Source organism: Myxococcus sp. XM-1-1-1 (genome assembly GCF_020037095.1).
GTDB classification, from domain to species: Bacteria; Myxococcota; Myxococcia; order Myxococcales; family Myxococcaceae; genus Myxococcus; species Myxococcus fulvus.
In genome coordinates this window covers 230,940-252,035 of the sequence record NZ_JAIQDH010000015.1, presented here as the reverse complement: position 1 = coordinate 252,035, position 21,096 = coordinate 230,940, and the positions used below count along the sequence as shown (strand labels likewise).

20 protein-coding genes are annotated in these 21,096 nt (G+C 71.0%); 7 read left to right on the top strand and 13 right to left on the bottom strand.

What is annotated here, in order from left to right; genetic code table 11:
• Positions 1–5: 5 nt before the first annotated feature.
• Together K8640_RS27085 and K8640_RS27080 are read right to left on the bottom strand one after the other, a co-directional pair.
• Positions 6–2,192 carry a M56 family metallopeptidase gene (locus K8640_RS27085; RefSeq protein ID WP_223749703.1) on the bottom strand — a complete coding sequence of 729 codons (2,187 nt, stop codon included), beginning with the start codon at positions 2,190–2,192 and terminating at the stop codon, positions 6–8.
• 3 nt (positions 2,193–2,195) lie between these two features.
• The gene (locus K8640_RS27080) at positions 2,196–2,579 is read right to left on the bottom strand and encodes a BlaI/MecI/CopY family transcriptional regulator (RefSeq protein ID WP_141330281.1); all 384 of its coding nucleotides are present in this window, start codon (positions 2,577–2,579) and stop codon (positions 2,196–2,198) included.
• 182 nt (positions 2,580–2,761) lie between these two features.
• On the opposite strand from K8640_RS27080, the gene K8640_RS27075 reads away from it, so the two are divergent.
• Complete coding sequence (locus tag K8640_RS27075; RefSeq protein ID WP_223749702.1) at positions 2,762–5,080, top strand: ATP-binding protein; 2,319 nt, start codon at positions 2,762–2,764, stop codon at positions 5,078–5,080.
• Positions 5,081–5,091: 11 nt separating this feature from the next.
• Here K8640_RS27075 and K8640_RS27070 read toward each other — a convergent pair whose 3' ends face one another.
• The 3 genes from K8640_RS27070 to K8640_RS27060 all read right to left on the bottom strand — a co-directional run bounded on the left by K8640_RS27070 (position 5,092) and on the right by K8640_RS27060 (position 8,545).
• Positions 5,092–6,495: a hypothetical protein gene (locus K8640_RS27070; protein ID WP_223749701.1), complete on the bottom strand. Its 1,404-nt coding sequence runs from the start codon at positions 6,493–6,495 to the stop codon at positions 5,092–5,094.
• Positions 6,496–6,619: 124 nt separating this feature from the next.
• Entirely contained in the window at positions 6,620–8,236 is a 1,617-nt protein-coding gene (locus K8640_RS27065) for a phospholipase D-like domain-containing protein (RefSeq protein WP_223749700.1), read from the bottom strand.
• A gap of 72 nt (positions 8,237–8,308) precedes the next feature.
• The gene (locus K8640_RS27060) at positions 8,309–8,545 is read right to left on the bottom strand and encodes a hypothetical protein (RefSeq protein WP_046716565.1); all 237 of its coding nucleotides are present in this window, start codon (positions 8,543–8,545) and stop codon (positions 8,309–8,311) included.
• Positions 8,546–8,949: 404 nt separating this feature from the next.
• Between K8640_RS27060 and K8640_RS27055 the strand changes: the two genes are divergently transcribed.
• Complete coding sequence (locus K8640_RS27055) at positions 8,950–9,522, top strand: hypothetical protein (protein WP_223749699.1); 573 nt, start codon at positions 8,950–8,952, stop codon at positions 9,520–9,522.
• A 116-nt stretch (positions 9,523–9,638) separates the two neighbouring features.
• Positions 9,639–10,424 (top strand): hypothetical protein, encoded by a 786-nt coding sequence (locus K8640_RS27050; RefSeq protein WP_223749698.1) that lies wholly within the window; start codon positions 9,639–9,641, stop codon positions 10,422–10,424.
• A gap of 50 nt (positions 10,425–10,474) precedes the next feature.
• Here K8640_RS27050 and K8640_RS27045 read toward each other — a convergent pair whose 3' ends face one another.
• The 7 genes from K8640_RS27045 to K8640_RS27015 form a co-directional block, all read right to left on the bottom strand.
• A complete protein-coding gene (locus K8640_RS27045; protein ID WP_370640397.1) occupies positions 10,475–10,933 on the bottom strand; it encodes a hypothetical protein in 459 nt (152 codons plus the stop codon).
• Positions 10,930–11,571 carry an anti-sigma factor gene (locus K8640_RS27040; protein WP_046716569.1) on the bottom strand — a complete coding sequence of 214 codons (642 nt, stop codon included), beginning with the start codon at positions 11,569–11,571 and terminating at the stop codon, positions 10,930–10,932. The genes K8640_RS27045 and K8640_RS27040 overlap by 4 nt, the downstream gene beginning before the upstream one ends.
• Positions 11,572–11,650: 79 nt before the next feature.
• On the bottom strand, positions 11,651–12,265 hold the full coding sequence (locus tag K8640_RS27035) for an RNA polymerase sigma factor (RefSeq protein WP_141330510.1): 615 nt from the start codon (positions 12,263–12,265) through the stop codon (positions 11,651–11,653).
• A 78-nt stretch (positions 12,266–12,343) separates the two neighbouring features.
• The gene (locus tag K8640_RS27030) at positions 12,344–13,261 is read right to left on the bottom strand and encodes an Immediate early protein ICP0 (RefSeq protein WP_223749696.1); all 918 of its coding nucleotides are present in this window, start codon (positions 13,259–13,261) and stop codon (positions 12,344–12,346) included.
• A 315-nt stretch (positions 13,262–13,576) separates the two neighbouring features.
• Positions 13,577–14,059 carry a hypothetical protein gene (locus K8640_RS27025; RefSeq protein ID WP_223749695.1) on the bottom strand — a complete coding sequence of 161 codons (483 nt, stop codon included), beginning with the start codon at positions 14,057–14,059 and terminating at the stop codon, positions 13,577–13,579.
• Positions 14,060–14,064: 5 nt separating this feature from the next.
• Entirely contained in the window at positions 14,065–14,979 is a 915-nt protein-coding gene (gene hemF / locus K8640_RS27020) for an oxygen-dependent coproporphyrinogen oxidase (RefSeq protein WP_141330512.1), read from the bottom strand.
• Positions 14,980–15,002: 23 nt separating this feature from the next.
• On the bottom strand, positions 15,003–15,758 hold the full coding sequence (locus K8640_RS27015) for a hypothetical protein (protein ID WP_074953978.1): 756 nt from the start codon (positions 15,756–15,758) through the stop codon (positions 15,003–15,005).
• A 173-nt stretch (positions 15,759–15,931) separates the two neighbouring features.
• Here K8640_RS27015 and K8640_RS27010 point away from each other — a divergent pair, with 173 nt between their 5' ends.
• Positions 15,932–16,519 (top strand): hypothetical protein, encoded by a 588-nt coding sequence (locus K8640_RS27010; RefSeq protein WP_223749694.1) that lies wholly within the window; start codon positions 15,932–15,934, stop codon positions 16,517–16,519.
• A 13-nt stretch (positions 16,520–16,532) separates the two neighbouring features.
• Here K8640_RS27010 and K8640_RS27005 read toward each other — a convergent pair whose 3' ends face one another.
• Entirely contained in the window at positions 16,533–16,823 is a 291-nt protein-coding gene (locus K8640_RS27005; RefSeq protein ID WP_046716576.1) for a DUF3467 domain-containing protein, read from the bottom strand.
• A gap of 69 nt (positions 16,824–16,892) precedes the next feature.
• Between K8640_RS27005 and K8640_RS27000 the strand changes: the two genes are divergently transcribed.
• The 3 genes from K8640_RS27000 (at position 16,893) to K8640_RS26990 (ending at position 21,096) form a co-directional block, all read left to right on the top strand.
• Positions 16,893–17,693 carry a carboxylesterase gene (locus K8640_RS27000; RefSeq protein ID WP_223749715.1) on the top strand — a complete coding sequence of 267 codons (801 nt, stop codon included), beginning with the start codon at positions 16,893–16,895 and terminating at the stop codon, positions 17,691–17,693.
• A gap of 54 nt (positions 17,694–17,747) precedes the next feature.
• The gene (locus tag K8640_RS26995; protein WP_074953981.1) at positions 17,748–18,458 is read left to right on the top strand and encodes an ABC transporter ATP-binding protein; all 711 of its coding nucleotides are present in this window, start codon (positions 17,748–17,750) and stop codon (positions 18,456–18,458) included.
• Between the two features lie 100 nt (positions 18,459–18,558).
• Entirely contained in the window at positions 18,559–21,096 is a 2,538-nt protein-coding gene (locus K8640_RS26990) for an ABC transporter permease (RefSeq protein ID WP_223749693.1), read from the top strand.

Genomic DNA, 21,096 nt, shown 5'->3' with positions numbered 1-21,096 from the left:
CGTCATCAGGTGGGCAGCGGCTGGCCCAGGCCCTTCCTCAGGGCCTCGTCGATGAGGGACTGGACCTTGCGCTCGGCCTCGCGTCGCAGGGCTTCGGCCTTCTCGCTGACCTTCTCCTGTTCGCGACCGAGCGCTTCCTGACGCTCGCCGAGCTTCTCCTGCTCGCGGCCGAGCGCCTCCTGCTCACGGCTCAACGCTTCCTGCTGCTCGTCGAGCGCGTCGATCTGCTTGTCCAGCTCCGCCTCCTGCTTGTCGAGCTCCGCCTGGCGGCGCTCCCGCTCGGCCTCGGGCAGGGCGTCCGCGCGGTTCGACTCGAAGCGCAGCCCGGCGCGCTTGTGGGCCAGCTCCGCGTGCCGCAGGCCGAGCTCGCTCTGCTTGATGCCCAGCGCGCCCTGCTTCATGCCGAGCGCGCCCTGCTCGCGGCCCAGCGCGCCCTGGCGCTCGCCGACCTTGCCCTGCGCCTCGCCCGCGGTCCGCACGTCGTTGAGCGCCTCGCGCACCGTCTTCAGCGTGGCCGCGTCGCGGATGAGGAAGGTCTCGCCCTTGCGGCGGACGTAGAGCAGCTCGCCGCCCTTCTTGTCCTTGAACATCTTGGCGAGCTGCAGGTCCACCATGCTGCCGTTCATCGTCGCGCTGTCGCCGGACAGCAGCACGTAGCCGGAGTCGTCATCGAGCGGCTCGGGAGGACGCGGCGGCTTCGGCGCCGGGGGCCCACCCGCCATGGCCATCATCGGCGTCGGCGGCGTGGGAGGACGCGGCGCGCTCCCCATCATCGGCGTCGGCGGCGTCGGCGGCGTCACGCGTATCGAGGGCGTCAGCGGCGTCACGAGCGTCGGCGGCGTCACCGCAGCCGGGGCCGTGGGCGACACCGGCGTTCGCGGAGCGGCGGGCGAGGCCGGCGTCGGCGCAGGCATCACGCCGGTGCGCGTCGTGCCCTGCTTCTGGGACGGCGAGGCCGGCGTCTCGGCGGCGGGCGCCGGAGAAGGCGCGGCGGCGGGCGCCGGTGCCTTCGACGTGTCCTGTCCTTCCGGCCGGGCGACGACCTGGAAGGGCACCAGGGCCACGAGGCCCAGCACGGACAGCGTCACCTTCAACCAGCGACGGGAATGGGAGGAACCGATGTCGACGTGCTCCAGCATGCTCAACCTCCTGTGCAACGCGTGAACGTGGTCCGAGGCGCCGAGTGCCGCGGCGCTTCCATGGGGACGGGCGACCCCGAAGGCGAGCAGCAGCTCGCCGTAATCCGCGGGCTCCGCGCCGGTGAGACGCAGGGCCTCCGCGTCACACGCCTCCTCGCGAGCCAGCGCGTATTCCTTCACCGCGCGCCGCGCGAGCGGATGGAAGAACAGCAGCGCCTCCGTGAGCGCCGGCACCCAGCCGAGCCACAAGTCGCCGCGCTTCAGGTGCGCCACCTCGTGCGCCAGCGCCATGCGCAGCCCCGCCAGCGGCAGCCGTCGCACCGCCTTCGTCGGCAGCACCACCACGGGCTTCCACAACCCCGTGGCCAGCGGGCTCGTCACCTGGTCCGACACGAGCAGCGCCGGCACGCGCCGCAGCCCCGCGCTGGCGGCCAGCTCGCGGACCTCCTCCTCCAGGTCCGGATGATTCAAGCACCGCGCATCCCGACGCAGCCGCGCCATCGTCACCCAGTTGCGAGCCTGCGCCCGCACCCGCCACACCACGCCCCCGAGCCACGCCGCGAGCACCGCCCACAAGAGGAGCGCCTTCCCATGGGACGCCAGCACCCGCGTCCACCCCGCCACCTCACCGCGAGGCGCGACCGGCGACACGACGAGCCCCTCCGACGCGACCTCGCGCTTCTCCACGTGCACCTCCCGCGTGCCCACCCCGCGGTACACCGGCGCCTCCACGTACGCCCCATGCACCACCGGCGTCGAGGGCTCGACCTGCGCCAGCGAGGCCACCGGCTCCGCCGACGCGCCGCCCAGGAACGAGAGCGACGCGGGCAACACCGGCAGCGACAGCGGATGAGGCCCCACCAGCGACACCACGAACTTGAGCGCCACCAGCCACCACAGCCCCGCGCGCACCGCGGCCGGCATCCGCGTCCACAGCCGCGTCAGCGCCCACACCAGCCCCGCGCACAGCGCGCCCTGCCACGACGCGCGCCACAGTCCCTCCGGCCATGACGACAGCCACGCGGCCACATCCACGAGCCATTCCGTTCGCATGGGCTAGTCCTTCTTCTTCTTCGAGCGAAGCCGAGCCACCACGTCCTGCAGCTGCGCCAGCTCCGCGTCGGAGACATCCTCCGCCTCCGACAGATACGCGGCGAACGGCGACAGCGAGCCGGACAACGTCCTCTGCACGAAGTCGTCCACCACGCCCCGCAGCAGCTCCCCCTCCGGCACCGGCGAGGCGTACTGGAACACGCCGTCCACCTTGCGCCGCGTGAGGTACCCCTTCTGCCGCAGCCGCTCCATCACCGTCAGGATGGTGGAGCGCGCCAGGCCCTGCGCCTCGCCGAAGCGCTCCGCCACCTCGCCCACCGTGGCCGGCCCATGCTCGGCCACGTACCGCAGCACCGACAGCTCCTGCTCACCCACCGGCTTCTTCATGGCGCATCCCGTGACGACAACTGTAGTCACGAAGAAGGTACGCGTGACTACAAACGTAGTCAAGCGCGAGGCTCCAGGGGAGCGGCGCCCTTTCGCGGGCCCGGAGCGCGTCCCATGTTTGAAACACGGCCCTCCCAGGCCCGGGACGGGAGCAGGCGACATGGGCACGGAAGGTGGAGCACATGGCGAAGGGCGACATGCGGCGATGGCAGGCGGGCCCGGGTGCCCAGGCCGCCTCGCGCCCCGTGACGCCCCACGAGCGGCTGCTCCAGGTGGGCCGCGACCTGCGCGCCGCGCTCGTCGTCGACGCCCAGGGAGGCGTCATCTGGATGGACCCGGTGCTCGCGCTGGCGGCCGGCTGGGAGGGCGGTGGAGAGCAGGGCCGCTCCTGCCGAGAGGTCCTCGTGCGCCTGCCCTGGCTCTTCACCGCCGTGCGGGCCGCGCTGGCGGGCGAGCAGGGGCTGGGTGAGGGCAGCGGCCAGGGACAGCGTCTCTTCGCCGTGGTGCTCCCCGTGTACGGGGACGACGGCTCGCTCGTGGGCGCATGCGCCCGGCTTCAGCCGCGACAGGCCCCGCGAACAGCGCACGCCGTCCCGAGCGCGGAGCACGTGCGCGAGCACTACGAGAGCCTCATCGACAGCATCGACGGCATCGTGTGGGAGGCGGACGCGGAGTTCCGCTTCACCTTCGTCAGCAACCAGGCGGAGCGGCTGCTGGGGCTGCAAGCGCGGCGCTGGGTGAGCGAGCCCGACTTCTGGGCGCGCCATGTCCATCCGGAGGATTGGAGCCGCGTCATGGCCACCTGCCTGGGCGCGCTGCGCCAGGGGCGCACCCACGAGCTGGAGTTCCGCATGATGACCGACAGCGGCCAGGCCGTGTGGATGCGGACGCAGGTCACCGCCACCGCGGAGGAGGGCCGGCCGGTGAGGCTGCGCGGGTTGCTGGTGGATGTCACCGAGCAGCGCCGCGCGCGCGAGCGCCTGGAGCACACCCACTCCGTGCTGCGCGCGACATTCGACTCCATCGCGGACGGCGTCATCGTGGTGGACGCGGAGCGGCGCATCATCGCCTTCAACAAGCGCTTCCAGGACATGTGGGACCTGAGCGACGCGCTGATGCGCCCACGCATCGCGGAGGCGGCCCTCCGCCACGCCGCGCCCCAGACGGCGGACCCGGAGGCGTTCCTCGCCAGCATCCAGGCGCAGTACATCCCCTCCGACGCCGTCCACGTGGACGTCATCGAGATGAAGGACGGCCGCGTGCTGGAGGGCACGTCGCTGCCACAGCGGATGGGCGACGCCATCATCGGCCGGGTGTGGAGCTACCGGGATGTGACGCAGGAGCGCCGCGCGAAGGTGGAGCGGGAGCGGCTGCTGGTCGCGGAGCAGAACGCGCGCGAGCGGACCGAGGAGTCCTTCGCGCTGCTCGACACCTTCCTGGCCCACGCGCCCGTGGGGCTCGCGTTCCTCAACCGGGAGCTGCGCTACCTGCGCATCAACACCGCGCTCGCGTCACTGCACGGCCACTCGCGCGAGTGGGAGCTGGGGCGGACCGTGTGGGAGGCCAACCCGCTCATGGCGCCGCACTTCGCGCCGCTGATGCTCCAGGTGATGGAGACGGGCATCCCCATGAGCGACATGGAGATGTCCGGCAACGTGCCCGCGACGCCGGAGGAGCTGCGCCACTGGCGCGTCAGCTACTACCCGGTGAGCACGCCCAGCGCGGGCATCGTCGGCCTGGGCGCCGTCGTCGTGGAGGTGACCGAGGAGCACCGCGCCCGACAGGAGCGCGAGCGGCTGCTCAAGGAGGCCCAGGAGGCCATCCGCGTCCGCGACGACTTCCTGTCCATCGCCGCCCACGAGCTGAAGACGCCGCTGACGCCGCTCAAGCTGCACCTGCAGATGATGAAGCAGCAGGCCACCCAGGGCCACGCCCCCAAGCCCCACCACGTGGACAAGGCGCTCTCCCAGGTGTCGCGCCTGTCGCTGCTCATCCACGACCTGCTGGACGCCACCCGCATCGAGGCGGGACGGCTGGAGCTGCACCGGGGCGCCGTGGAGCTCCAGACGCTCATCGACGAGGTGCTCGCGGAGACACGCCCGCTCACGGGACAGCACACCCTGGAGCGCGTGGTCCCGCCCGAGCCGCTCGTCGTGCTGGGGGACCGCGGGCGGCTCGCGCAGGTGCTGTCGAACCTGCTGGAGAACGCCTTCAAGTACAGCCCCACCGGGGGCTGCGTGCGGCTGAAGCTGGAGCGCGACGGGAGCTGCGTCCACGTGTCCGTGCGCGACTCCGGCATCGGCATCCCCGAGGACCAGCGCGAGCACCTGTTCCAGCGCTTCTTCCGCGCGCGCAACGCGCCCATCTCCGGCTTCGGCGGGCTGGGCCTGGGGCTCTACATCTGCCGCGACATCATCGAGCGCCACGGCGGCCACATCTGGGTGGACACCCGCGTGGGCCACGGCTCCACCTTCCACTTCACCCTGCCCCTGGCCCCCTGAGGCGCGCGCCTTCAGCGCTGGAAGTCCACGCCCACGCCCGCGCCCACCGTCACGCCGCGCACCAGCACGTTGTCCGCCTGCGGGAAGTGCACCGTGCCGCCGGAGCCCCAGGCGTACAGGTGGTTCACCAGGCGCTGACGCACCTCCGCGCTCACCGAGTAGCGCGGCCGGTCTCCCAGCGCCGTCAGCACCGCGCGGCCCAGCACGCGGGTGCGCCCGCCGGGCAGCTCGAAGCCCGCGGACACGTCCAGGTCCGTGCGGCCGAAGCCGTGATACTGCGCGGCCACGCTGCCCAGCAGCAGCGTGGTGTCCGCGCTGCCCTTGGCGATGGAGGCCTCCAGGTAGCCGGAGAAGCCCGTGGGCAGCTCCTCGTCCGCGATGGGCTGCTCCGCCAGGCCCGTGCCGGAGAAGCGCCCCAGCTCGTAGTCCGGGCCGAACATGCCGAAGCGGAAGCGCCCGCCCTGACGGCGGCCCTGCACCGTCACGCTCAGCTGCGTGCCGCTGGCCAGCTGCCCCTCGAAGGCCACGCCCAACAGGCCGCCCACCGCCGGAGAGTGCGACTCGGCGAAGCGCGCGCCGCCGCCCAGGAGCGCCCACGCGCGCAGCCGCTCGCCCTTGTACAGCGCGATGTCGCCGCCCAGCGAGGTGAGCGTCATGTTGGGGGACTCGCCGCCGGCCTTGCCCGCGTCGTGCGCGGCGGACAGGCGGAGCAGGTAGCGGTCGAAGCGGTTCGCGTCGTCGCTGGCCGCGCGGCCCAGGTCCAACATCACCTCCGCGGCGAAGATGCGCGCGGCGAGCACGTCGCTCGCGATGACCTCCGCGCGCACCGGCCCCTTCACCACCGTCAGCGAGCCGCCGGCCGGGTGGTAGTCGGGCGACAGCACGTTGCTGTAGCGGCCCATCAGGTAGCCCCGGCCCAGCGACTCCTCGACGAAGGGCTCCACGCGCAGGAAGAACGGCCGGCCCTCCTGGCCGATGCGCAGCATGCGCACCACCTGCCCCATGTCGCTCAGCTCATCCCAGTCCTCGCGGCGCAGGCGCGCGCCGTAGTCCCCGTCCGCCTGCTTCGGCTCCTCGTCCACCATGCGCATCCGGAGGTTCGCCCCCAGCCGCAGCACGAAGGAGTCTCCCTTCGTCAGCCCCAGCGACGGGTAGACGCGGATGAACAGGTCCTGCCCGCCCCCCGGTGTGCCGGACGGCAGGCTCAGCCCGCCCACCTCCAGCTGCCCGCCGAAGCCGAAGCCGTCACCGCCCTTGCGGCTGCCCGGGGGCGCGGGCTCGTCCAGGCGCGCCTTGGACACGGGCGTCTGCTGGCCGGAGGAGATGGAGCTCTCATCCGAGGGCCCCTCCTCGGAGATGGTGGAGCTCTGGTGGGTAACGAGGGCGAACAGGACGAGGAGGGGGGCGCCAGTCATCGTCTCCCGAGTCTACCCGGCCCCGCCCTCCCGCGAAGCGCCCGGCCGCCGCCCGGGTGTGGGTGACACTGCCGAGCCTCGGCACACCCACCCGACGGGTGACACCCCGGGAGTGACGGGTGCGTCACCCTCCGCCGTACTGGCCGCCCCCCTCGGAGTCCGCGTCCGCGGGGAGGATGGCCCGGTGGGGCCGCTCCTCGGCCGCGCCCACCAGCCAGCGCGACAGCAGGCGGATGCCGGAGGCGAACAGCCCGTCCTCGCCGCCGCGCAGCGCCTCGAAGAGGGACTCGTCCAGCACGGAGTCCTCCGGGTCGATGACCAGGTCCTCGGGCTCCAGCGACTTGAGCAGCGGGCTCTGGTCGAACACCGTCTCCATGGGGTGCGGGCGCAGCCGGTGCAGCCCCGCGCTCGCCACCGCGTCCAGCCAGTCCACCAGCCCCGCGTCCGCGCGCATCAGCGGCGCCAGCGTCTCCGCGCCGGACAGCCCCGCGTGCTCGGCCATCAACGACACCCGCACGCGGCGGATGGCGCGCGACACCGCGTCGCCGTCGGCCTCCGCCTCCCAGCTCAGGTTCAGCTCCGAGTCCAACCCCAGGCTGCGGTTGGTGGTGTTGGCCGAGCCCAGCGTGAGGAAGCGGTCGTCCACCACCATCACCTTCGAGTGGATGTAGGTATAGACGTCCTCGCCCGTCTGCTCGTCGCGCGCCGCCGAGCAGTACACGCGGAAGGTGTTGCCCGTCTCGCGCGCCACCCGCTCCAGCGCGCGCAGCAGCCGCACCTGGGCGATGCCCATGGCCAGTTGCTCGCGCAGCGCCTCGGGCTGCTTGGGCAACACCAGCACCACCTGGATGGGTGGACGCCCGGACTCGCGGAAGCGGCGCACCAGCGCCTGGAAGATGGCGCGGGAGGAGAAGTACTGGTTCTCGATGTAGATGAACCGGTCGGCCGCCTCGATGGCGTCCAGGAACAGCGCGCGCACCTCCTGCACGGCCTCCTGGGGCGGCAGCAGCGTCTTGCCGAACGTGCGGCTGATGGCCACCGGCCCCGGCGGCGCCGGCACGCTCGAGCTGAACGTCACGTCGTCGCGCGCCACCGTCGGCAGGTGCAGCTCGCCGCCGCCCGAGTGCGCCCATCTCGCCTCGAACAGCTCCGTCAGCCGGCCCACCACCGGTCCGGTGAACACGGCCTGCACGTCGTGGTAGGGCCCATGCGGGTCCCTGCCGCTGTCACAGCGCAGCGACGAGCTCAGCCGGTGGTCGCGGTCGTCCCAACGACAATCACAGACATCCATGCCACCGCTGAAGGCCTGCACACCGTCGATGACCACCAGCTTCTGGTGGTGCGCGCCATACAAGGGACTGGACGGGTCGAAGCGGAAGCGCACGCGCTCGTTCGTCGTCCAGTTGAACAGCAGGTGCTGCATCCACTCGCGCTCCATCGCGAGCAGCAGGCTGAAGTCCCACGCGAGGATGTACACGTGCAGCTCGGGGTTGGCCCGACACAGCGCGTCCAGCATGGGCAGCAGGCGGACCTCGCCGCCGCGCGCCTCCTCCAGGTCCTCGCCTCTCAGGAGCGACACGTCGCTGTCGAACTGCCAGCCCGTCATCGCGATGTAGCGCCGGGCCTTCTTCGCGGCCCGGTACAGCTCACGGTAGTAGGCGCGTCCATCCACGAGAACGCCCGCGTCGCTCGTCTCCTCCACCGTCCAGCAGTTGCGTCCGGGAATGATGATGCGCTTCACACACCCAACCCCCTCGCCGCCCTCCCCTGGCGCCACGCGCTCGTGGCGCCCTCACCGCCAAGGCCTCGGCCTTCAGCCCACGAAGACGATGTGCTTGCCGGTGGCCAGCACCATGTCCTGCGAGGACATCACCTGCTTCACCTTCTTCACCTCGCCGCCCACCGTGTCGAACGCGGCCGCGATGAGGTCCCCCAGCGTCACCTGCACCTTGCGAGCGCTCTTGCCAGCCCCCGACACCGCACGGGCCGTCGTCGCCTTGACCTGCCGAGCCTTCCGGATGACCGCTCCACGCCGCTGAGTCTTCGCCATGGTTCTTCTCCAAGGATGAGGGTTACCGCGTAATCCCGCCGCCACCGCCGCCGCCCGACTGCCCCCTGCCCTTGAGCAACCCACGTGCCGAGCCGCCTCCCCCTGTCCTCTCGCGGGTTTGCGGCACTCGCCCCCGCCCAGAGGGCTGGAAGGACTGCCATTTTTTCAGTCCGTGCGGCGATCTCCGCACCCAATGTTCCCAGCCCCGCATGGGCACACCCACCCCCACGTCCCACGCCACACATGACTGTCTGGAATCAGACACGAGACAGTGAGACATGGGTCAGCCCCGCCCCAATCCAAAACATCCACGGCAACGGAAAAGTTTGAACATATCAGTCAATTTGAAAATACCCGCGAAACCCGGTTCAATGCGTGGCATCGAATCGCGAGGTCAGCCACGTATGGAATTGAAGACCCCCTCCGTCCATCCCACCCCTCCGGCCTTCGCGTCCTACCAGGGCATCGAGGTCATCGGTCAGTCCATCCTCGCCATCGTCAACGGGATGGAGCTGGCCCAGGCGCGGGCGCTGCGCATCCTCGCGGAGAATGGCATCACCCCGCTGGAGGCCAAGACCTGGTACCCGATGTCCGCGCTGCTGAAGTCCTTCAGCCTGGTGTTCGACAAGATTGGCCCCAGCACGGTGCGAACGATTGGCCGGAAGATTCCGGACAGCGCGCACTTCCCGCCGGACATCGACACGCTGGAGAAGGGGCTGCGCGGCGTGAACATGGCCTACGGCATGAACCACCGCGGCAAGGGCAACATCGGCGGCTACCACTTCGAGCCCGTGGACAAGCGCAACGCGAGGATGCGCTGCGACAATCCCTACCCGTGCGACCTGGACTACGGCCTCCTGGAGGCAATCACCGACAAATTCCGCCCCAAGGATTCTCTTTGGGTGCGTATTGAACATGACCCCAAGAGTTGCCGTCGCCGGGGAGATGGGGCCTGTACGTACAACATCAGTTGGTAGCGCACACCGCTGGCCTCCAAGCCCACACATCTCCCCTGCGTGGGCCTGGGCGCTTCGACAAGACACTCCGCCAGGGCCGAGCGGAGTCCAAGCATCCGCATCTGGGAGGGACATCCATGAAGGCCGTGCTCCAACACATCGCGGTGTGCGAGGAGCGGTTCGCCTCACACCCCTTCTTCTCGGACCTGAAGCAGGACCGCCCGATTGAGCAGGTGATGGCGTTCGCGCCGCGCCTGACGTTCTGGGTGATGACGTTCCAGGACGTGCTGCGCCTCAACGCGCACTTCATCCAGGACGCTCATCTCAAGATGCTCGCCACGCGCCACCACGCGGAGGAGGGCGGTCATGACCAGTGGTTCGAGGACGACATCGCCCAGCTCACCGGGGGCTCGCTGAGCATCGGCGCGCTCTACGGCAAGGCGCACGCGAAGACGCGCGACGCCGCCTACGCCATCATCAGCGAGGTGTACCGGCCGGTGGACGACCGGCTGCGCATCGTCCTCTTGTGGGCGCTGGAGTCCACCAGCCACGTGTTCTTCAGCCGCACCGCCATCGTCAGCGCGGCGCAGGGCGCCGATGAGCGGCTCAAGTACTTCTCCGACCACCACATGCAGGCCGAGGCGCAGCACGCCATGTTCGAGCAGGAGCTGGCGGCGGAGCTGGAGGCCATGGTGCTGGAGCCCGAGGTGCGCCGCGACGCCCTGGCCATGGTGGACCGCGTCTACCGCGCGTTCGACACCATGTTCGACGGGCTGCGCATCCACCTGGAGCACGAGCGCGCCGACCAGGCCGAGCCCCGCCAGGCGACGGTGGCCCCGGCGCCCTCGCGCGTCGAGGAGCCCTTCGAGGTGGACGAGACGGACTTCAGCGACGTGGCGCTCGCGGTGGACCGGGCCGCCTGAAGTCCCGAGAAGACCTTGGCCGGCCAAAGCGTGACGCGGCCGGCCCGGGGTTACTTCGAGGGCGGGGAGAGCACCAGGATGAGCTCTCCGCCCACGTGCTTGCCGGCCTTCTGGTAGACGGCGCCCTGACGGCCCAGCTCCACGTCCAGCGTGGGCTGGCGGGGGATGGCCACGCGCACGGTGGCGGTGCCGTCCTTCATGCCCACCAGCTGCAGCGACGCGTTGCTGCCGTTGGGCAGCTTCACCTCGGTGGACTGCTTCGCGGTGACGTCCAGCGTGTCGTTGGACAGCCGCTTGAAGGAGGTGAAGTTGAAGTTCTGCTTCTGGAACTGCTCCTTCATCTTCGCCAGCTCCGGAGGGTCCACCTCCGTGCCCTTCTTGGAGGCGAGCACCACCTCCACCTGGACGCTGACCTTCTGCTCCTCCTGGGCCTGGCTCACCAGCGGCATGAGCACGCCCAGGCCCAGCACGGCCAGCAACACCCGGCCGGACGACATGTGTCTCATCACAGGGGACCTCCCGAGGGCCGCTCCACTTCCGACTTCGGCTTGCCCAGGGGTTTTACTCCCTTGCCGCCACGAAGGCCGCCCCCAATGTCCTCGCCCTGCTCCTCATCCTCCTGGGACGGGTCGTCCTGCGTCTCCTCGTCGACCAGCCAGATGATGGTGCCACCATTGTCCGTCTCCATCACCACGGGCGCCACGCGCGCGTCCTGGTAGGGCTGGATGGACTTCACCGTCATGCGCTCGGCGCCGTAGCCCACCGGGGCCCTGTCGCTGAGCAGCAGCGGCAGGCCCACCGCCACCAGCACCGCCGCGGTGGCCAGCGAGGAGACCATCGCCGTGCGCTGGTAGAGGAACATCTCCGACAGGGCCAGCTTGAGCCGCTCCAACAGGGGCGGCTTCTCCGGCGTCACCCGCGCCATGACCTTCTGGGCGAAGTCCTTGAAGTCGACGTCGTCCACCGCCATGTCCAGACCGACCCGGAGAAGGCCCGACTCGGCGCGCAGGTCCGCCGCGCGCCCGGTGCAGTCTCGGCAGGCGGTGAGATGCCGCTCCACGTTCACCCGCTCCGCGGGCGTCAGCTCTCCGTCGACGTACGGAGAGAGCATGGGGACGAAACGCTCACATGCGGGATTTCCGGCCATAACCTTCACCCTGCTCGGTGGTGGAACCTGCGAATGCTGTGGCTGTGACGCCGGGTCCCCTCAGATATTCGAGGGCCCTTCATTCGTTCCCCACGCCGCTCTTCGCTTCGTCCAACTCCAGGTATTCACTCAGGATTTTCTGGACCTTGGCCCGGGCATGGAACAGCCGGCTCATCACGGTGCCCTTGGGAATATCGAGCGTGCGGGCCAGGTCCTCGTAGGACATGCCTTCGATCTCCCGGAGCAGCAGGATGGCGCGGTGCTTCTCCGGCACCGTGCTCAGGGCCTCCTGAATCTTCTCCGCCAGCTCCCGCCTCAGCGCGCTCTTCTGGGGGTTGGTGCCCAGGCGGCTGCCCAAAGCGCCGATGCGCGCCTCGGACAGGTCCATGGCCTGGCTCTCGTCGAACTCCACCGCCTCGCCTCCACCGCCGCGCTTTCGCAGCACGTCGATGCAGATGTTCACGGTGATGCGGTAGAGCCACGTGTAGAAGGACGAGTCGCCCTTGAAGTGGTCCAGGTACTTGTAGACCTTGACGAACGCCTCCTGGGAGACGTCCATCGCCTCCTCCTTGTCCTTGAGCATGCCGAGCGCGACTGCGTACACCTTGCGCTGGTAACGCTCGACGAGGAGCTTGAAGGCGCGTTGGTCGCCGCTCCGGACGCGCTTGACGAGTGTGAGGTCGTCGGTTGCCAATGGGTGCGGCAACGTACCACAAGCCGGCGGGGGCCGAGACTTTTCGCACGCGGACCGGAAGAGTCCCCCTCGCCCGCCCTAGAGGCTGACGAGCGCCAGCACGACGAGCGCGATTCCCACCAGGGCCAGCACCGCCCCGAAGGCCACCCGGTCCCACTGCCCCTGCGCCACCGCGCCGTCCTCGGCGTCGTCGCGGAAGCGGTGCAGCACGTTCCAGAGCATCATCGCGCCCAGCTTCTTGTTCGTCGTGCGGCGCGGGAGGCCCTCGTCGTCCGGCTCGCCCTCGTCCCGCTCCTGGGACTCCGCCGGCCGCATCGCGAGGGGCGCGGGCGCGCCTCGCAGCGAGTCCGGGCCCCGGCCCTGGGCCGCGAGCCCCGGGTCGACGGTCCCCTCGGCGCGCACCGCGGCCTCCGAGTGGCGGACCTCCGGGGGCGGCTCCAGCCGGACGCTGGCCACGCGCTCGCGGGCCTCGTCGGGCGTGCGGGCCTCCAGCACCCACAGCCCCTGCGTCACGCCGTCCTTCCCCGTGTTCGCGTCGCGCAGCTCCGCGAAGCCGTGGCCCTCCAGCGACTCCCGGAAGGCCTCCTGGCCCTCCTTCTGGGGCGGCTGGGCGGCGGCCGTCTCCGCGTACGCGGCGAAGAAGGCCCACAGCCGGGTGGCGCGCTCGGAGCCGGACATGCCCGAGGGCTGCAGGTGCGCGGACAGGAGCGCCGCGTCCGAGCCGAAGCGCACGCCCAGCTCCTGCTTGCCCACCAGCTTCTCCAGCCCAGGGGGCACCAGCTCCGCCACCTTGCGCAGCGGGGCGCGCTCCTGGCCCCCCAGCGTCGGCTGGCCCGTGGTGGGCACCTGGCTCTTGAAGCCGTCCTTGTTGCCCCCCGGGAGGCCGCCGCGCTCCGGCGCCTTGGGGCCCACGCGGGGGATGGGGCCCGCCGGCGACTTGAGGATGTGCTGGGCCAGCCGGGCGAAGGCAGAGGGGACGCGCGAGGAAGAAGACATGGCGGGTTCCTCATCGGCCGTGGAGTGGGACGGCGGCTGCTCGAGAGGGTCGGAGCCTAGCGCGGGTCGCTCCGGAGGACCGTTCCGGGGGTTGAACGAAGTGTCCGCCACCGACGCGCGCGGCGGGCGGCCAGGCTCGGTGCCGTGCGCCACGCCGTCCCCAGGGAGCACAGGCAGGCCGGCGGGCGGTGTCCCCGAGCCCGGGCGCCCACCTCCCCTGCCCGAGCGGGGGCCCTCGCGAGGCGCCCGGATGTCTCCGACGTGGCCCATCTCCCGGATTCTCGCGCCAGGAGCGGGGCGGGTTGCGCCCGGGGGCTACTCGCCCTCGCGCTCGACCTCGATGGGCGTCGTCATGCCATTGGAGTCCAGGCGCACGCGGTAGACGGAGTTGAGCCCGTCCGCGTCGAAGTCGCCGCGCGCCAGGCACGACACCTCCGGCTCGCCCACGGGGCTCTCCTGCAGCACCACCTCGTACTGGAAGCGCACGCCGTCCTGGGGCTCGAAGCCCAGCCGGTGGAAGGCCTCGTCCTCCGGGAAGGGCACCGCGCGGCCGCCCCGGGGCACCTCCCGCGGCGTGGGCCCGGCGAGCTGGTAGTTGCCGTGCTCGTCGCGGTAGGCCTGCACCGCGTCACACAAGGCCAGCACGTTGAGGCGCGCCTCGCGGTCCGTCAGCGGCTCGGCGGGCGCGGGCGACAGCCGGTACGCGAACACGAAGGCGGCCCCGGTCGCGAGCACGAGCCCGACGACGGCGAAGGGCCACTTCCTGCCCATACCGCTCGGTGCGGGTGTCTTCGCCATGGCGCTCAGCCCTCCTTCGTCCACGCGGCCCAGTCGCGCGGGCTGCGCAGCACGTCCACCAGCCGGGCCTCCCAGGTGCCGGGCTCCGGGTGGAAGTCGTAGCGCCAGCGCGTCTGGGGCGGCAGGGACATGAGGATGGACTCGGTGCGCCCGCGCGTCTCCAGGCCGAAGACGGTGCCCCGGTCGTACACGAGGTTGAACTCCACGTACCGGCCGCGCCGCACCTCCTGCCAGACGCGCTGCTCGGGGGTGTAGGGCGTGTCCTTGCGCTTCTGGGCGATGGGCAGGTACGCGTCCACGAAGGCCCGGCCGCAGTCGCGCACGAAGTCGAACTCGCGCTCCAGCTCGCCCCCCATGTTCTCGAAGAAGACGCCGCCCACGCCGCGCGTCTCGTCGCGGTGGCGCAGGAAGAAGTACTGGTCGCACGCCGCCTTGAAGCGCGGGTAGTAGGCGGCGTCGTGCTTGTCGCACGCGGCCTTGTGCACGCGGTGGAAGTGCGCCGCGTCCTCTTCGTAGAGGTAGTACGGCGTCAGGTCCGCGCCGCCGCCGAACCACGCCTTGCCGCCCTGGTGGATGAAGCGGTAGTTGGCGTGCACGGTGGGCACGTGGGGGTTGCGCGGGTGGAGCACCAGGGAGATGCCGCCGGCCCAGAAGCTGCGCCCCTCGCCCTGGAGCTTCTTGGCGAACTGGTCCTCCAGCTCGCCGAAGACCACCGAGGTGTTGACGCCCGCCTTCTCCAGCACGGCGCCGTCCTCCAGCACGCGGGTGCGCCCGCCGCCGCCGCCGGGGCGCTGCCACGGGTCCTCGCGGAAGCGGGCCGAGCCATCCAGCGTCTCCAGCGCCTGACAGATTTCATCCTGCAGGGACTGGGTGAAGGCGGCCATCCGCTCCTTGAGACTCTCCACGTCCACCTTCGTCATGCTCGGCTCCCGGCGATGCCCACTCACTGCGCGGAGTAGTCGGCCGGCGCCTCGAAGTCCACAGGAGGAACGGGGGGCGCGTTGTGCCCGGCGGCATCGAACGCCTCGATGCGGGCGCGGTAGCTGCGGCCGTCCTCCATGGCGAACGTCCCGCTGCACGCCTCATGGCCGATGAAGGCCGCGTTGTTCGTCACCGGCACCACGTACTGCTGCACGCTGGGGCCCGGGCGCCGGGGCTCCAGCTTGACCACCAGGTAGGCGGGGCTCTCCTCGCGCAGGGACAGGTTCAAGCGCACGAAGCGGGCGGTGCCCTGGGCGGTGCGACGCAGGAAGCCCTCGGAGACGGCGGGGCGCTTGAGCCAGCGCGGCGGCTGGGTGTCGGCGCCCTTGCCGGTGTGCCACTCGGGCAGCACCGCGCCGCCGCGGCCGTTGAGCAGCGCCACGTTGGGCAGCGCCTCGTCGATGCGCAGCGTGTAGCGCTTGTCCGCCTCCAGCTTGCCCACCACCTTGAGGATGATGGTGGCCCGGCCCAGGCTGCTCTCCCAACCGCGCTGCGCCTTCACCTCCGCCTCGTGGCCGTCCGCCACCAGCCGCAGCTTCTTGCCCACCAGCGCCACCACCGGCTCGCGGGCCGTGCCCACGCCCTCCAGGAGGAAGCGGCTGTTGATGGGGACGATGGCGCCCGGCGTGGGGAAGACCTGCACGCCGTCCCCCAGGCACTGGGCGAAGGCGTCGCGGGCGAGGAGCAGCACGAACAACGGCACGAGGAATCGGAGCACGGTGGAGCCAAGTCTGCGCCCCTGCGGGGTGGATGCCAAATCCGTTCCCGGGCCCTGGCGATATGGGGACCACGCCCCGTGCGTTCCAGCACGTGAAGCCCACGCCATCGCCCCGGGCGTCGGACCGTGCTTCACGTCACTCCACGTACGGGGCCACCTCCGGACATATTTCCATGCGCTCACGCCTCTCGACGTGGGTGACGGCCTGGCTCCTCGTGGGGGCCAGCGGCTGCGCCGTCACCCGGGACCCTCGACAGCAATTGCTGGAGACCACCAGCGCGAACGCCGTCTACAAGCTGCCGCCCGACGCGCTGCTGGAGGCGACGCGCCAGCTGCTGGCGGAGCAGAAGTACGAGCTGCTCCCGAGCGTCGACCCGCTCTACGTCCACACCACCTGGCGCATCGAGGGCAACCTGGACAGCGGGGCGAGCTGGTCGAAGATCTTCGTCCAGGTCCACCCCACGTCCAACGGGCGCGCGGTGGTGCGCGCCTACCGCATGGCCTACACGACCATCGGCCGGGCCATGTCGCACCCGAGCCTGGGCGCGGGGGACCGCGACTCCAAGCTGGCCCAGGTGCCCACGGGCACGTACGTCCTGGGCGAGCCGCTGTCACCGTCGAAGCCCGTCGTGCGCCGGGCGCCGGACTTCGAGTGGGAGGTGCTGGAGCGGGTGGAGCCGCGCTTCGCCGCGTTCCTGGAGACGCGCGCCCAGCACTACCTGGCGCTGGGCAGGGACCCCAGCGAGCCCACCGAGGAGTGAGCGCGCCCGGGCGTCAGTGCATGCCCCCGTCGTCCTCGCGCAGGACGATGGGGCCGTACTTCGCCTCGTAGCGGTTGAGGTTGTCCTGCATGGCCAGCATCAGCCGCTTCATGTGCTTGGGGCTGGTGATGATGCGCGAGCGCACCTTGGCCCGCAGCTGCTGCGGCTGGACGTAGATGAAGTCCAGGGTGAATTCCGTGTCCGTGTGGTTCACGAGGGCCATGTTGGCGTACTGACCATTGGCGACGTCCTCGTCGATTTGAATCTGCAACTGCATGTCCGGGGGCTTCGGAGTGTCCGCCATGAGGCATGTGGCATAGCGCCTGGGCCCTCGCGTGACCAGCGTGTCTTCATGATGGACACCTTGCTCCCGATGGACGCGGCGAAGACGGGGCCCTTCGACCTGGGGCAAGGCCCGGAGGCGTGCCTCTTGCTTCACGGCTTCACCGGCAGTCCCTGGGATGTGAGGCCCCTGGGCGAGGCGCTGGCCGCGCGGGGCATGCGGGTGGTGGCCCCCCTCTTGCCCGGCCATGGCACGACGCCCCAGGCGCTGTTGCGCGTCACCTGGCGGGACTGGCGGGAGGCGGCGCTGGAGGCGCTGGACGATTTGCGGGGGCACTCCAGCGTCTACGTGGCGGGGCTGTCCATGGGGGCATTGTTGGCGCTGGGGCTGGCGGCGGAGCGGCCGGAGGCGGTGCGGGCGTTGGCGCTCGCGGCGCCGGCGATTCGCTTCCGGGGGCCTCGGATGATGCTCATCCGACAGTTGTCGCGCACGCCGCTGCTGGAGTGGGCGCGGCCGTGGGTGGAGAAGACGGGCACGGACATCTCGGACCCGGCGGCGCTGGCGGAGGCGCCGGTGCTGTCGGCGTTCCCGGTGGCGCGGCTGCGGGATTTGGTGACGCTGCAGGACGAGGCGGCGCGGCGGGTGGCGCAGGTGCGCTGTCCGGTGTTGGTGGCGGTGGCCGAGCAGGACCACGTGGTGGACCCGGAGGGGGGCCGTTGGCTGGCGCGGCGGCTCACGGCGTCGCCGTGTGTGCGCGTGGTGTCGCTGCGGCGCGGCTTCCATGTGATTCCGCGGGACACGGACGGGCGGCTGTTCGCGCGGGAGGTGGCGGACTTCCTGGGGCAGTGGCGTGACTTCGGGGAATGGGAGCCACAACCCGCGGGCGCATGAGGTGGGTTCGGGGCGCGGCGAAAAGCCGGGCGCCCGTGTATCAAGAGCCCACCCATGTCCGACACGCCTCCCGTCGTCGAGCTGAGAGACGTCACCAAGTCCTATGTCGAAGGCGACACCGCACGCGAGGTGCTCTCCGGGGTGAGCCTGTCGCTGTGGCGCGGTGAGTTCGTGGTGCTGCTGGGCCGCAGCGGCTCGGGCAAGTCCACGCTGCTCAACCTCATCAGCGGCATCGACCTGCCCACGCGCGGCGAGGTGCACGTCGATGGGAAGAACCTGGGCGCGCTGAGCGAGCGTGAGCGGACGCTGCTGCGCCGCGAGCGCGTGGGGTTCATCTTCCAGGCCTTCAACCTGCTGCCCACGTTGACGGTGGAGGAGAACGTGCGGCTGCCGGTGGAGCTGAACGGGAGCGACGCGGCGAAGGCGGGGGCGCGGGCGCGCGAGCTGTTGGAGCAGGTGGGGCTGGCGAACCGCGGGGGCAGCTTCCCGGACCGGCTGTCGGGCGGAGAGCAGCAGCGCGTGGCGGTGGCGCGGGCGCTGGCACATGCGCCGCCGTTGCTGTTGGCGGATGAGCCCACGGGGAACCTGGACGAGGCCACGGGGCGGCAGGTGCTGGATTTGCTGGAGGGGCTCACGCGGCGGGGACAGGCGTGTGCGCTCGTCGTCACGCATGAGCCGGGGTTGGTGGCGCGCGCGGACCGGGTGCTGGAGATGGTGGGCGGGAGACTGGTGGAGCGCGAGGCGCACCGGAAGGAGCGGCCGTGAATCGGTGCATCGCGCACACGGACGGCTGGGCGTGGGCGAGCTGTCCGGGCATCGAGGATGGAAGCCGCGGCGCGCATGAAGCCCGGACCGGGGGGCGCCCGTGAGGAACCTGCTCGTGCGCTCCAGCCTGCGTCACCTGGGGCGGCATCCGTGGTTGACGGCATTGTCGCTCCTCGGCATCGCGCTCGGCGTGGCGGTGGTGGTGTCCATCGACCTGGCGAGCGGCAGCGCGCTTCGCGCCTTCGAGCGCTCCACCGACGCAGTGGCCGGGCGTGCCACACACCAGCTCGTGGGCGGGACGTCGGGATTGTCGGAGGACGTGTATCGGAACCTGCGCCTGCGACAGGACGCGCCCGTGGCGGCACCCGTCGTCGAGGGCTACGTGCAGGCCGCTGTCGGAGACCGGCGCACACTCACGGTGCTGGGCGTGGACCCGTTCATGGAGTCCCCCTTTCGCGCATACGCGGGAGGCGAAGCGGTCGGTGACGTGGGCGCGCTGCTCACCGAGCCGGGCGCGGTGCTCTTGAGTGAGCGCGCCGCGCGCGCCCTGGGTGTCCGCGCGGGAGAGCGTCTGCCGGTGCGAGTGGAGGGTCGTGAGGTCTCGCTGCGTATCGCCGCGCTGCTCGCTCCCGCCGACGAGGACACCGCGCGCGCCCTGGAGGCGCTGGTGCTGACGGACGTGTCCACGGCACAGGAGGTGCTGGGGCGCATGGGCCGGCTGACGCGCGTGGACCTGCGACTGACGGAGGAACAGGCAGAGGCGCTGCGCTCGACGCTGCCCGAGGGCGTAGAGGTCGTCCGCTCGTCGGCACGGGCGAACACGGTGGAGCAGATGACGCGGGCGTTCCGCACCAACCTCACCGCGCTGTCGCTCCTGGCGCTCGTGGTGGGGATGTTCCTCATCTACAACACGATGACGTTCTCGGTGGTGCAGCGGCGCGGGCTGCTGGGACGGCTGCGCGCGGTGGGAATCACGCGGAACGAGCTGTTCGCGCTGGTGCTCGGTGAGGCGCTGGTGCTCGGCGTCGTGGGCACCGTGGCGGGGCTGCTGCTCGGCATCCTGTTGGGACGTGGGTTGGTGGGGCTCATCACCCAGACCATCAATGACCTCTACTTCGTGGTGAGCGTGCGCGGACTGGCGCTGGAGCCCTTCACGTTGGCCAAGGGATTGGCGCTGGGGCTCGGCGCGACGGTGCTCGCGGCGCTGGTGCCGGCCTGGGAGGCCGCGCGCTCGGCTCCGGCGACGACGCTGCGACGCTCGACGCTGGAGGATGTGTCGAGGACTCGCGCGCCTCGGCTCGCGGTGCTGGGAGTCGCCGTGCTCGCGGTGGGCGTGGGGCTCCTGAGCTGGTCCACGCCAGCGCTGTTCCCCGCGTACGTGGGCCTGTTCGCGGTGCTGCTTGGCGCGGCGCTGTTGGTGCCGTGGGTGACGGAGCGGCTGTCGCTGTACGCGGCGCTGCCGCTGGGGCTCTCGTTCGGATTGCTCGGGCGCATGGCCGCGCGTGGGGTGAGGACCAGCCTGAGCCGCACGGCGGTGGCGCTGGCGGCGCTGATGGTCGCGGTCGCGACGACGGTGGGCGTGGGACTGATGGTCTCCAGCTTCCGGGGCACGGTGTTGTCGTGGCTGGAGACGTCGCTCCAGGCGGACGTGTTCATCTCACCGCCGTCACTGGTCGCGCGGCGGGGTGGCGCCACGATGGTGCCAGGACTCGCCGAGAAGCTCCGAGCGACACCGGGCATCGCTGGCAGCAGCACGTTGCGCGTGGCGCTCGTGCGCGCGAATGAGATTCCCACGGACCTGATCGCCGTCGACTTCAGCCAATCACCGGCGCGGCCCTATCGCTTCAAGGAGGGCGGCGACGAGGCCGCGGTGTGGCGCGAGCTGGACGCGTCAAAAGACTCGCTCGTCGTGTCCGAGCCCTTCGCGTTCCATCGGCGCGTGAAGGTGGGCGACACGGTGCGGCTCTCCACGGACCGCGGGCCGCATGACTTCAAGGTGGCCGGGGTGTACTTCGACTACGGCTCCGACGTGGGGACGATGCTGATGCCTCGCGCTACGTATGACCGCTGGTTCGACGACCGGGGCGTCAGCGGCGTCGCGCTGTACGCGACGCCGGGGCAGGACGTGGACGCGCTGGTGAACACCGTGCGAGCGCAAGCGGGGGATGAACAGGCGCTGCTGGTGCGCCCGAATCGCTCACTGCGACAAGCGTCGATGGAGGTGTTCGACCGCACATTCACGATTACGCAGGTGCTGCGGCTGCTGGCCATCGGCGTGGCGTTCGTGGGCGTGCTGAGCGCGTTGATGTCATTGCAATTGGAGCGCTCGCGCGAGTTCGCGGTGCTGCGCGCGATGGGTCTGACGCCGGGGCAACTGTGGGGGCTGGTGTCGCTGCAGACGGGGCTGTTGGGGTTGCTGGCGGGGTTGTTCTCCATGCCGCTGGGCGTGGGGCTGGCGTACATCCTGGTGCACGTCATCAACCAGCGCTCCTTCGGGTGGACGCTGCGGCTCGCGGTGACGTCGGAGACGTTGGGTCAGGCGATGTTGCTGGCGCTGGTGGCCTCGGCGCTGGCGGGGCTGTACCCGGCGTGGCGGATGGCGAGAGCCAATCCCGCGCTCGCGTTGAGGGAGGAGTGA